The organism is Rubinisphaera italica, from assembly GCF_007859715.1.
GTDB classification, from domain to species: Bacteria; Planctomycetota; Planctomycetia; order Planctomycetales; family Planctomycetaceae; genus Rubinisphaera; species Rubinisphaera italica.
This window is the reverse complement of record NZ_SJPG01000001.1, coordinates 664,799-677,068: the sequence shown is the minus strand read 5'-3', so window position 1 is coordinate 677,068 and position 12,270 is coordinate 664,799. Positions and strand designations below refer to the sequence as shown.

Sequence of the window (12,270 nt, the reverse complement as noted above, 5' to 3'; positions counted from 1 at the left end):
CGCATCGAATAGTAGTCATTGACACAATGTCATCTTCCCGGAGGGAAACGGATGGCGAAAATTTTCATGAGTATGTCGGGTGAAGGCCGAGGCCATGCGACGCGGGTACGCTCTCTGGTTGAGCGAATGCGGGATCGGCATGAAATTACTCTGTTTGCTCCCGGTGATGCATATCGTTTTCTCGAACCACAATACGGAAACGATCCTGGCGTTCGACTGTTCGAAATTCCCGGACTCAAGTTTCATTATGTTGAAGGCAACATCCGACTGACGAAAACCATTTATCAGGGTTTTCATTATCAGATGACAGATCTGCCTAAACTTGTCAAACAGTTGGTGGATGAAATCCAGACACATCAGCCCGATGTTATCCTGACCGACTTCGAACCGGCATTGCCTCGAGCCGCAAAAAAGTGTGGCAAACCTTATCTGAGCATGACGCATCAGCACTTTCTGGTCGCCTACGATCTGTCCATCCTGCCGATGCACCTGAGATTCTTCGCCTGGTTTATCGGCCTGGCTGTGCCAATGCACTACACGTCTCAGAAAGAGACAATCATCTCCTCCTTCTTCAAAGCAAACTTAAAACCTCGCTGGAAGAAAAAGGGAGCCATTTGTGTCGGTCCCATGATTCGACCGGAAATTCGTCAGGACGAATTCCATTATGTCAGTCCAGAAACAGAATCCGAAGATTCAAATCATCCCCCCTTTTTACTCTCCTACTTACGCAAGCAGGCCAAGACTGATGTCGTTGACATTCTCAAGGAATCCCCGATCCCAGTGAAAGTGTATGGACTGGGCGAACGAGAGCCTGTCGGTTCGATTACCTTCCATGAAATTCACCCTCAGAATTTTGTCGATGACTTGCTGGCCTGCCATGGTGTCGTGAGTGCCTCTGGAAACCAGTTGCTTGGCGAGTGTATGTATCTGGGCAAACCGGTCTTAGGAATTCCGGAAACCTGGCATCACGAGCAGCTCATCAATGCTCATTTTCTCAAGGCGATGGGCTGTGGAGATTTCGTTACGCTCGAGAAGTTTCATATCAAACATTTAAGGAATTTTCTGGAACAGATCGAAGAGTATCGAACGAAAATTCGCGAGACGTGTCAGGGTAACGACGGCACCGATGACACAATTGCAATATTGGAACGGAACATCCCAGTTGAAATTCCGAGCAATGTCGATGTTGTCGGACAAGTTCATTGAGATCGTGTGCAGCCAATTCCAGCATGTGAAATCAACCTTTGTCGTGAATATCCGGGGCCTCTCGCAGAAGCCCCCGTTTATCAGAATTCATCGTTTGCAGATCAGTTAAGCAGGTATATTTCTCCTGAATAGTTGAACGAAAACCGTATTTGAGCATCTTTATAAGGATGGCAAATCGAGATTTGTCATAATAATTCGTCGAATCTTCATCATTTTTCGGGGGAACTGCCCCCATCCTCAGGTTGACGAATACCCGCATGGGACTAAAAATAATTGACTCGACCTCGAATACAGGAGGAGATATGACGCAAGTGGTTCTTGACCGGCCGACGCTGGTCCTAAATAAATCCTGGCAACCGGTCCGCGTCGCGACTGCCGCACGTTGCCTGATCATGTTGTGGAACGGCACCGTCAAGGCAGTCGATCCACATGACTACCAGACTTATGACTGGGAGGACTGGTCTCGCATCAATCCGGGGGAAGATGACGCTGTTGTGCAAACGGTGCAACAGTCGATTCTCGTTCCTGAAGTCGTGGTGCTGATGAACTATTCCAAGGTTCCGAAGCAGACGGTTACTTTCAGTCGTCGCAACCTGTTCCGACGCGATCAGTATCAGTGTCAATATTGCGGCTGCAAGCCACAAAGTGTTGACCTGACGATCGATCACGTTGTGCCACGATCTCAAAATGGTGGTTCCAGCTGGGAAAACTGTGTTTTGGCCTGCATTCAGTGCAATACCCGTAAGGGAGGTCGCACACCTGTTGAAGCGAATATGAAATTGATGCAGAAGCCTGTCCGACCACGTTGGACGCATCTTTTCAGCATGCCCAAGCATCGCATCAGCAGCTGGTCGAAGTTTATCAGCGACGCCTACTGGGACGTCGAATTACAAAAATAGACTGATCGTTTTTGATCATACAAATGGGCCGTACATCGAAAGATGTGCGGCTTTTTTACATTTCCTGACAACTGGAATTTAGTTTATGAGAATGAATTCTTTTGTATCGCGTTAATGATGAATAAATCATAGCAGCAACTGAGGAACTTCGATCAGTTCCACACTCAGAGAATAGGCTAAGCCGTGCATGGCCAGTTGTTCGTCATCCTTGGTGTTCATGACCAGTAAGTCGGCACGATAGCTCGAAATCAGGTCGCGATATGTTTTCAGGCGATGCCCGATTTGAATTTCTGCAATCACAGAAACTGACGGGGAAATTTTTGACAAGACTTCCGCTGCGCTTTCGGAATAGCGTTTCGCTTCATGCATCAATTGCTCTAGAAGCTTTTCCCGTGCAATGTTCGTACTGAGTTCGGGGATCTGTTCGATCGCTTTGAGATATCTTCCAAAAACAAGATCATCTTCAACATGCCCGAGAATGAGTTTACCGTCGTTGTTGACCATACCAGCTGCATAATTGACGAGGCGATGGTCACCATTCAAATGATCGGTTACCACGATGACGTTAGAGCATGTGCGATCTTCCAGGGAAACTGGCTCAAATCGACTACCAGGTAATAGTAAAATCGGCACAGGAAGAACCTGCGTGAGAACATCGACATACACGCCAAGGCTGTGCTGAGGTCGAATCGATTTTTCACATAGATGTCGCCACGTCACAATCATATCTGCAGATTGTTCCAGGAGTTGCCTTTCCAATTTGGCGACTGTCGATTGGTCATCCAGTCGTAGAGTCTCCCACTTTTCCACAGATCGAAACGCCTTGGAAAACGTCTTCAACTGCTCGATTAAAGACTCCAGGTTTTCATCGACTTGATCTGTCACAATCAGAATCGATCGCGGCACAATATTCAAATACTCATACTGCGGCTTTGTCGCTCGTCGAAAGATCGATTCAAATTCATCCAGATTCTCAAGCGTATCCATGTTCAGTTCCTTGGTCAGTTTTATGACTCCACACAATCCAACTCTCAATTATTATTGACTCAATATCATATTGGATTGGCCTGCGTTTCACTGGGAAATTCCTCATTGTGCTGCGGATGCGAACAAAACGCGGCTTATTAATTTTTGCAATCCATTCGGGATCACTACTCGGAGAGTTCGTCTGTCTGTTTGGTTGAAGGCATAATTTCCAGGGTGGCTCGCAGTCCTGGTTTGAGCTTGTTTCCCTCATTGCGAACTTCCGCCCAGATACGTATTTTCTCGGTGACGGGAGTGACTGCTCCATCGATGAAACGAATATTCCCGTTGAAGGTCATATCGCGGATTTTTGACGACAAATTCGGACTTTCCAGTCGCACGACAACGGGATCCCCCTGACAGATCTCCCAGGAGTCAGCCACATTGATAAAGCCTTCAACTTTTAGAATTTGAAAATTCACCACTTCTGCGATTTCAGTTCCCTGCTGAACCGCTTCTCCACTAGTTTTGAAACGACGAACCACCATTCCTGAAATCGGTGTGAGTATTTGATGTTCTTTGAGGCGTTCTTCCGATTCGATCAGTTCGAGTTTTTTCACGGCGAAATCATGCTCAGCCTGTTCTATTTGCAATTGAGTTTGCTCAGCGGAAAGTTTTAAGCGGCGGATTTCATATCGGGTAACAACCTGCAGATTGGGATCTGAATTTGCCTGTACGGCTTGTTCGAGTTCCGCCGCTGCAACTTCACTTGTTTTTTGAGCCAGTCTTATTTCAATATCGTTCTCGGTCTGTTTCCGGGAAATTTCAACCGCCGCGGTTGCGACATCATCCCGCAAACGAGCGATTTGTTGCTTCGCATCAACTTCATCCCCTTCCTCAACCGAAATCAATTCGAGAACTCCAGGCCGATCACTGGCAATCTTGGCAGAATTCAAAGGAGCAATCGAACAATTATCGACTAAAATACGTTCTCGATCCTCCGCGATCGATAACTCTCCAGATATCGCGAAACCAAACGCGATGAGTAATATTTTTGTGAGTTTCGAATTATTCATAGTCATAAAAAATCAATTCATTCATCGCATACAGAACAGACAACATTTCCTCGATCTTCTTAACTACTTAAGATGATGCATTCTACGAGATATTGCAAATTGGAATGTCTATGGAAGGAAGATCATTTTTTTGATGCCGTACAATTCGGATCCAAACACTGCAGGACAGGTCTCTACAGTTGCAGGATATTTTAATTATTTCACTGTTAACTTTATGTTTCCTGACAAAACGATTGAGACAAACTTCAATCGACTAACTGCTCTTAACCTCCCGTCGCTTCCAGGTACGGATTCAGGCCGATTCGCCGGTAGGTTTCCATCTGTTTCTTTTCATGTTTCATCATCTGTTTCCGCTGCTTGTAGTGATTACGTTCGAGAAAACGTTGTGTCCGTTTGAAGAGTTTGGCCCAGTTTGCAGGAAGTTCTCCCACGCTGGCACGCGAGGCTTGCTTTCGAATTCTATTCACTCGATCTGCGGGCAAGTTCTTAAGAAGTTCATCTTCCATGGAAAGGAAAAATTGAAAAGTGCCAGGATCTCCCTGCCGTGCACAGCGTCCAACAAGCTGTCGATCGATTCTGGCGGAACTGTGCATTTCGGTCGCTATCACGTGCAAACCACCAGCCTCTTGAACTTCAGGAGATAGTTTGATGTCTGTTCCGCGACCAGCCATGTTGGTCGCAATCGTAACCGCTCCCAACTGCCCGGCACGCGAGACAATTTGTGCCTCCACTTCATGATAGCGAGCATTGAGAATTTCATGGTCGATCTGATGTTCATGAAGTACTGCACTCAAACGCTCCGAGGCACCGACAGAAGGAGTTCCGACCAGAACGGCACGCCCCTGTTGTAACAATTCCTGGAGACTCTTCATGACGGCTTGATTTTTCGCCTCCTGAGTGGAGAAAACTCGTGTTGGCAAACCTTTACGAATACAGGGGCAGTTGGTTGGAATTCGCTGTACGCCCAGTCGATAGGTTTTCCGAAATTCACGCTTCGCATTTGAGGCCGTTCCGGTCATACCGCATTTTTGGGGATACTGTTGAAAAAATCGTTGTACTGTAACACGAGCGGCATCGCTGGTTGGGGAGGAGATCGGCAAATGTTCTTTGGCTTCAATCGCCTGATGTAATCCATTTTGCCATTTTCGCCCCGGCATTAAGCGTCCGGTCGATTCATCGACAATCGTGACTTCATCTTCATGCAGTGTGTAATGGCGGTCTCGCTGATAAAACAGATACGCTTCCAGAGCCCGTTCGATATTTTCGAAAATCGTTTCCATATTCACCGCCTCCATCAAAGGCGGTTTTCCCAGCAGCACCACTTTTCTGCAACCGGGATCTGTAAGAAAAACCTGCCTTTTCTTCGAGTCGGCAATATAGTCTTTATGAGATTCAAGTTTCTGGATCGCTCGTGAACACCACCGAAATAGAGCAACCCGCTGAGGAGATTCCGGCTGAGCGGTTCCGATCAGAAGCGGTGTCCGGGCGTCGTCGATCAATACACTGTCTGCTTCATCGACGATGGCACAGAATTGATTCCGTTGAACAAGACCACCTTCCTCCTGAAAGATTTTGCGAGTTTCCTCGTGAATAAGTTCGGCTCCGAGACGCAGACGATCTCTCAGATAATCGAAACCCATTTCCTTGGCGGTGCCGTAAGTGATGTCACGAGAATACGCCTGACGTCGTGCTTCATCTTCCATATCGGTGGTGACACAGCCGACCGACAAACCCAGGCGTTCGTAAATCGGTCGCAGTTCGGTGGCATCGCGATCGGCCAGATAATCGTTCACGGTCACAACATGCACACCTCGACCTGCCAAAGAAAACAACACTGCTGGCAACACAGCCGTCAAGGTTTTGCCTTCTCCCGTTTGCATTTCTGAAATCGAATGCCGGGCCATGCTGGAAGCCCCGAGGATTTGCACATGATGCAAATCGAACCCGCAGGTTCTACGAATCGATAGACAAGCAAGAGTAAAGGCTTCGTCCTGCACACTCGCGAATGATTCCCCACTTTCAACACGATGCCGTAAGCCTCGGATCAGCCGAGGGATATCTTCGCTGGGAAGATCCTTCAACTCATGAGAGCGCTGAAGGATGTTTGCCGCAAAGCGAACAGTTTTCGTCGGCTTGGTGCGGTCAGGGTTTTCGTCAGGAGTTGTCGGCGAGAGGGTCGCACTCTCCACAATAACAGCCTTTGAAAGAGTGATTATCGTCCAGAGGGATCAATAAGAGATAAGACTCAGAAGTCGAGTTGAAAATCCCATTCTACACAGGTGATGAGAAGTTGAAATGGAATTCCTGGGAGAATAGTCTCGTTATCGCAATATACAAAAGAAAACCCGTACCAGAAATGGCACGGGTTGACTCAATGAGATCAATCCACAAATTACTTTGATGGTTGATTCTTAACTCGTTTGCGAACATCGGTTTCCAGTACGCCAAAAGTCTGCTCGTGACGCTGCACCGCTGAAGCGAGCAAAGAGACGAGTCGTTTGGCGGTGAAGTGATTCAGGATCACTCGCTGTGATACGCGAATCTTTTCAGGGGGATTGCCCACAGGATTCGGATTCAAAGCCAGATCGAGGATCAGTTCCTCAGGAGTACTTGAGACCCGGCACATATTCGCGTAAATCGCTTCGACATTGGAATCATCAATATCGATTCGAATCTGTTGCTGTTCCGCTGCTGCCTGTCCTGCTTCTACCGGGGATGCTTCATCTGCCATGTGCTTAATCCTATTCTCGATCTGCAATGTCCATTCTTGCCGTATTGGTCTCGCCAGGAGATTCATGGCGAACTCATAAAACATATCACTATTAGCTGTCTGTCTGATCAGAAAGACACATAAGAGTGATAACAGTCTGATTGAATCTCCGGATTTGTCAACTTGTGGAGAATACTAACATAAGGTTCACTATCAAAAAGCTTCAATCTTCTTGAAATCAACATTGCCTTCCCTTCCTATCTCTCCATTTTTCACGCAACATAATCGGAACATGACTTAGACACCTCAAGAATTACTGAAATACAAGCATGACGCGCAAGCAAGTGAGTGAGTGAGTTTGGAGTTTTTGACTCACTGGCTTGCGTTTCGTGCTTGTAAGGCTTGTCGGTAATAATCAGCACATAAGCGTTTGGCTTAGTTGAGTGGGATTCGGTTTCACACCACCTGCTCGCTGTTATAATGAAGCGTTTTCAATAAAGATCCCTTGGAATCGAAACCGTATGTCATCTGCACGCAAAAATGAGGCTCCTCCAGAGGAATCAGAGAATCACTCGCCCTCAGTCTGGCGAAAGTGGTTGCCGGTTTTTTTGGCTATTGTATGGATCCTGGGCTTCTACACTTACTTTTACTCGCAAACCTTACCAAACGCTCAGCAGCTGGCTGATGGGACTCGTCCAGATCGCTGGTTGATCTGGGAATTTGTGCCGCAAGTCTTGCTGGATGATTTGCTTCCCATTCGGGACAAGAATGCCGCTCCGGCGGGCTTGCCGTACTTACCTCAACGGATTCCGTTTCTGCTTATCGCCATCTTAATTTACGGGCTGGCCTATTGTTTGGGGACAGGTTTGTTCCATGCACTCGGATTGAAAATCCGCAGCATTGGTCGAGCAGAATGGCATGGACTGAGCCTGGCCGTTGGACTTTCCGGACTCTCTCTGCTCACACTCGGGCTGGGTATGCTGGGTGGTTTGAATCGGATCGCTTTCGGAATTGCTTATATGATAATTCTACTGTTCTGGGCAATGGTGCATGCGCGAAGCCTGGGAGGATTCTCGGCTTGGATCTCGCGGATGAAAGCCTGGGTTTTATTGCAGAATCACAAACTCTCTCAGAAAACGTTGACTCTAAATTCGATTCGAGTCTGGGGCACAATTGTGATCGTTCCCTTTCTCATCGCGATTTTTCTGGGAGCGATGTTGCCCTCTGTCGATTTCGATGTCAAAGAGTACCACTTCGGTGGTCCCAAAGAGTTCTACCAGTCGGGCTCCATTCACATGCTGCCGCACAATGTTTATACGAGCTTCCCATTTCTCACGGAGATGCTCACGCTGACCGGCATGGTTTTATATGGGAACTGGTATTGGGGAGCAGTCGCCGGAAAAACAATTCTGGCAGGTTTCGCTCCCCTGACGGCTTTGCTCGTTTACACCATCATCCGTCGTTCTGCCACGCCCACTGCCGGCTGGCTGGGAGCGATGATTTATCTGACGATTCCCTGGACCTATCGCATTTCCATCATTGCCTACACAGAAGGGGGACTTTGTCTGTATGTCGCTGCGACTCTGCTGGCGACGATGGTTGCGATCTCACTCTTGAAAAAGAAACCGACTCCAACTCGCTGGTTTCTGGTCACAGGTTTGCTGGCCGGAAGTGCGATTTCGTGCAAATATCCCGGCTTGATTTCCGTCACTCTGCCAATCTCACTGTTCCTGCTGGGCGCCTATCTTCTGGCTGTTAAGGCAGGTCAACGGAAGCCGATCGAATTACTCAGTGGAGCAGGCGCCTTTGTGCTGGGAACAGTGATCACGTTTGGCCCGTGGATGGCCAAGAACATGGCAGAGACTGGGAATCCCGTTTATCCCTTATTGTACTCCGTCATTGGAGGAGCCGACTGGGATGACGCAATGAACGTCAAATGGAAAGCGGCTCACAGTCCTGATCATCACAAAATCACTCATTTTTTCACAAGTGTGGTCGATGTTTTTGCCGTGAACGATTGGCAATCGCCATTGATTCTGGGTTTCGGTTTAATCGGAATTCTAGCGGGCCTGAAAAGCAGTCCGAAAGTGCGATGGGTGAGTCTCTATTTACTGTGGTTGCTGATCTCCTGGTGGGTGCTGACACATCGCATCGACCGTTTCTGGGTTCCATTACTACCAGTCGGGGCTTGTCTTGCAGGATGGGGAGCCTGGTGGCTGATGCAACGCACACGCATCGGATTGATTGCGTTATTAGCGCCAGCAATGTTGTTCAATCTGGCTTTTATCACACTTGAGCTATGTGGTTACAACGCTTATGTGATTGATCTGAATGCCGCTCGAAAAATCACAGCCAATATTACTTCGCCTGAAGTTGTTTATCTCAATGAAATAATGAAAAACAAGGAGGGAGCGTTATTGAGCGTAGGTGAAGCCGAGTTGTTCGATGCAACCTTCCCGTATCGTTACAACACGGTGTTCGATCGCTCCCTGTTCGCAGAGTGGATGGGGATTGTCGATCGGAAAATTCCCGAAGGGGAATGGAAGAATAAGCCAGCAGAGGACATTCGAAAGATCTTTGCAGATAACAAGTTCAGCTACGTGCTCGTCAACTGGCAGGAAATTCTGCGATATCGGACGTCCTATAAATACACCGACTTTGTCACTCCTGAAAGATTTCAGACACTTCAGGAGATGGGCATTCTGGGAGATGCGTTACCCAATACGCCGTTTTATCAGCCATGTAAATCCTTGTCGGATTCTCAGCGAAAAGAAATCGAACGCTGGGCGCCTTCATTGATCGTTGAGATCAACGGAGAGCGGTACTTTGTGACGACACAGGTTTTTCCCGTGCTGCCCGAATGATTGGTCAATAAGCCGGTAGGACAGGCAGAATGCCTGTCCTACATGCTGAATTACATTTCGGTGCTCAGCGATTGACGATATCCCAACTCGTACATCACATCGTACAATTCTTCATAAGTGATGAAACGACGTCGGTTGCGAAGTTTGTATTGATCAACCGCGTCAGCCAATTGAGCGACTTCCGGGCGAGTGTTGTCGCGAGAATCGCCAAATTGACGGCGGTTTGGCCCGCTGTAATCTTCTGAGCGATTTTCTGAGCGGCGATCTTTAATCGCTTCTTGTTTTCCAAACAGAGTTGCCATACTAGTCTCCACAAATTCAGGATGGTCCCGCAGACTTGAATCCTGAGGGCTAAACAAAATTGTTCATTAAACCGTAGTTCAGAAATCCCATTCGAGCGGATTCCTGCTCGAAAAATAGAAGGCGAAACTGCACATCAGTTTTAAGAGAGTGCATATTCCTCAAATACGTCATAATTGATAAGAATTATCTTCTGGATAACGTCGGATTGCCAGTTGGCATGCAACCGCTTATAAGTTATCTACAACTAAAATGAACATCGAATTCGTGAACAGCAGTGCTAATCACGATTACCTTTGAGGAGTGCTTGACTCATGCCAACGAAAATTGCAATTCTGGGCGGTGGTGCCATGGCGACCGCCTGTGCGATTCTGCTCAACGAACATCAGGATCAGCAGGTCTCCATGTGGTTACGGAGTGCTGATCTCGCTCGGGAAATCACAGAAACGCGGGAAAACAAACGGCTGTTGCCGGGCGTTCAGATTCCACAGGAAATCGAAGTGACTGGCGATATTGAACAGGCGGTCGCAGATGCCGAGTTTCTGGTCGTTGCCATCCCCTCTGCCTTTCTGCGATCATCACTCGATCAACTCGCCCCGGCTCTCAACAGCAATCGCCCTACGATCAGCGTTGTAAAAGGTCTGGAACCGGAAACTCATCAGCGTCCCAGTGAAATTATTACGGACGTTCTCGGTACGCGTTCTGTAATCGCCGTCGGCGGACCGAGCCACGCAGAAGAAATTGCCCGTCGACTGCCGGCGACAGTTGTTGCAGCCAGTGGAGATTTATCACTCGCAAAACGTGTCCAGAACATGTTTGCAACCGACCGATTTCGCGTCTATGCCAATGTCGATTTGATTGGCGTTGAAGTCGCAGGTGCGGTTAAGAACGTGATTGCCATCGCAGCTGGGATTTGCGATGGCCTCGGCTTTGGAGACAATGCCAAGTCGGCCTTAATGACTCGTGGAATCGTTGAGATGTCTCGCTTTGGTGCTCATTTTGGAGCTGAAGAATCGACCTTCAGCGGCTTGGCAGGCATTGGAGATTTGATTACCACTTGTATCAGTCCTTACGGACGCAATCGATTAGTTGGCCGTCGACTGGGCGAAGGAGAAACATTATCTCAGATCCTGGAATCGATGGATGCGGTTGCTGAAGGTGTGAAAACAACTCAGGCGGTCATGGAAATTTCCGATCAGAACGATATCGATATGCCGATCTCTCAGGAGATCTATCGAGTGTTGTTCGAAGAGAAATCACCTTTCGAAGCGACGCAAACCTTGATGAACAGGCCGTATAAAATTGAGTAATCAGTCAGCCTGATCGCGATGTGGTTCCAGATGGATCAGGACATCTCGTAATTCAGGATGCTGCTTTAAAAGCTCATCTTTGACATCATGACCAATCCGGTGCCCGAAGTCGACAGTGATTGAGGGATTCACTTCAATATGCACATCCGCAAAGTATTCCAGTCCGACTTTTCGCACCAGTAAGGTTTCAATCTCTTCCACTCCTGTCACCGATAATGCGGTTTGATGGATCGATGCCAGAAATTGCGGGTCGGCCTGCTCGTCCATCAGTTCACTGGCACTGCTGCGGAACAAATGGATGCCGGATGCAATCACTCCCAATGAAACGATGATTGCTGCCACCGCATCGACCCAGCCTGGACCACCCCAACGGATAATCAGCAATCCTGCCAGGACAGCCAGCGAACAGAGCGCATCACTGCGATGATCCCAGGCATTCGCAATAATGGAAGCCGACCGTGTCCGCTTTCCCACTTGTAACTTGTATTGAAACAGCCACTCTTTCAACACGACATTTCCGCCGGCAATCGCAATTGCCCACCAGGGTGTTCGAGGTGCAATTTCGCCAAATCGTATGATCGCTTCCCAACCGACAATCGCTGCGGAAATGATGATGCCGATCGCGACATTTGTCGCTGCAATTCCTTCAGCTCGCATGTGACCATAAGGATGCTCGGCATCAGCTGGTCGTTGAGCCACTTGCAATCCATACAATACTGCCAGTGAAGTGAGGGCATCGCCCAGAGAATTGACGGCATCGGCAATGAGAGCACTCGAGCGCGCCACCATGCCAGCAGTCATTTTCACAATCCCCAAAGTCAGATTGACGACCAAGCCGATTAAGGCGGCTCGAAAAGCGTCTCGATATCGTGTTGTAATTTCGTTCAAGACGAATCTGCTGGTTGGCAAGTGGTAAGTAATAGTTAGGGAAAACTGACACAA

Annotated in this window: 10 protein-coding genes; 4 read left to right on the top strand and 6 right to left on the bottom strand. The window is 48.1% G+C overall.

What is annotated here, in order from left to right:
- The first annotated feature begins 51 nt into the window (after positions 1-51).
- A complete protein-coding gene (locus Pan54_RS02630; protein ID WP_146502022.1) occupies positions 52-1,206 on the top strand; it encodes a glycosyltransferase family protein in 1,155 nt (384 codons plus the stop codon).
- Between the two features lie 302 nt (positions 1,207-1,508).
- Positions 1,509-2,105, top strand: coding sequence for an HNH endonuclease (locus Pan54_RS02625; RefSeq protein WP_146502021.1), 597 nt, complete (start codon positions 1,509-1,511; stop codon positions 2,103-2,105).
- Between the two features lie 126 nt (positions 2,106-2,231).
- On the opposite strand, the gene Pan54_RS02620 is transcribed toward Pan54_RS02625, so the two are convergent.
- From Pan54_RS02620 to Pan54_RS02605, 4 genes are all read right to left on the bottom strand, one after another.
- A complete protein-coding gene (locus Pan54_RS02620; RefSeq protein WP_146502020.1) occupies positions 2,232-3,092 on the bottom strand; it encodes a hypothetical protein in 861 nt (286 codons plus the stop codon).
- 164 nt (positions 3,093-3,256) lie between these two features.
- Positions 3,257-4,150 (bottom strand): efflux RND transporter periplasmic adaptor subunit, encoded by an 894-nt coding sequence (locus Pan54_RS02615; RefSeq protein ID WP_146502019.1) that lies wholly within the window; start codon positions 4,148-4,150, stop codon positions 3,257-3,259.
- 257 nt (positions 4,151-4,407) lie between these two features.
- The gene (locus Pan54_RS02610; RefSeq protein WP_165441547.1) at positions 4,408-6,333 is read right to left on the bottom strand and encodes a preprotein translocase subunit SecA; all 1,926 of its coding nucleotides are present in this window, start codon (positions 6,331-6,333) and stop codon (positions 4,408-4,410) included.
- A 203-nt stretch (positions 6,334-6,536) separates the two neighbouring features.
- Positions 6,537-6,875, bottom strand: coding sequence for a DUF3467 domain-containing protein (locus tag Pan54_RS02605; protein ID WP_146502017.1), 339 nt, complete (start codon positions 6,873-6,875; stop codon positions 6,537-6,539).
- 500 nt (positions 6,876-7,375) lie between these two features.
- On the opposite strand from Pan54_RS02605, the gene Pan54_RS02600 reads away from it, so the two are divergent.
- The gene (locus Pan54_RS02600; RefSeq protein WP_146502016.1) at positions 7,376-9,718 is read left to right on the top strand and encodes an ArnT family glycosyltransferase; all 2,343 of its coding nucleotides are present in this window, start codon (positions 7,376-7,378) and stop codon (positions 9,716-9,718) included.
- Between the two features lie 50 nt (positions 9,719-9,768).
- On the opposite strand, the gene Pan54_RS02595 is transcribed toward Pan54_RS02600, so the two are convergent.
- Entirely contained in the window at positions 9,769-10,020 is a 252-nt protein-coding gene (locus Pan54_RS02595) for a hypothetical protein (RefSeq protein WP_146502015.1), read from the bottom strand.
- A 312-nt stretch (positions 10,021-10,332) separates the two neighbouring features.
- On the opposite strand from Pan54_RS02595, the gene Pan54_RS02590 reads away from it, so the two are divergent.
- Positions 10,333-11,328: an NAD(P)H-dependent glycerol-3-phosphate dehydrogenase gene (locus Pan54_RS02590; RefSeq protein ID WP_146502014.1), complete on the top strand. Its 996-nt coding sequence runs from the start codon at positions 10,333-10,335 to the stop codon at positions 11,326-11,328.
- Here Pan54_RS02590 and Pan54_RS02585 read toward each other — a convergent pair whose 3' ends face one another.
- On the bottom strand, positions 11,329-12,216 hold the full coding sequence (locus Pan54_RS02585) for a cation diffusion facilitator family transporter (protein ID WP_146502013.1): 888 nt from the start codon (positions 12,214-12,216) through the stop codon (positions 11,329-11,331).
- Between the last annotated feature and the right edge of the window lie 54 nt (positions 12,217-12,270).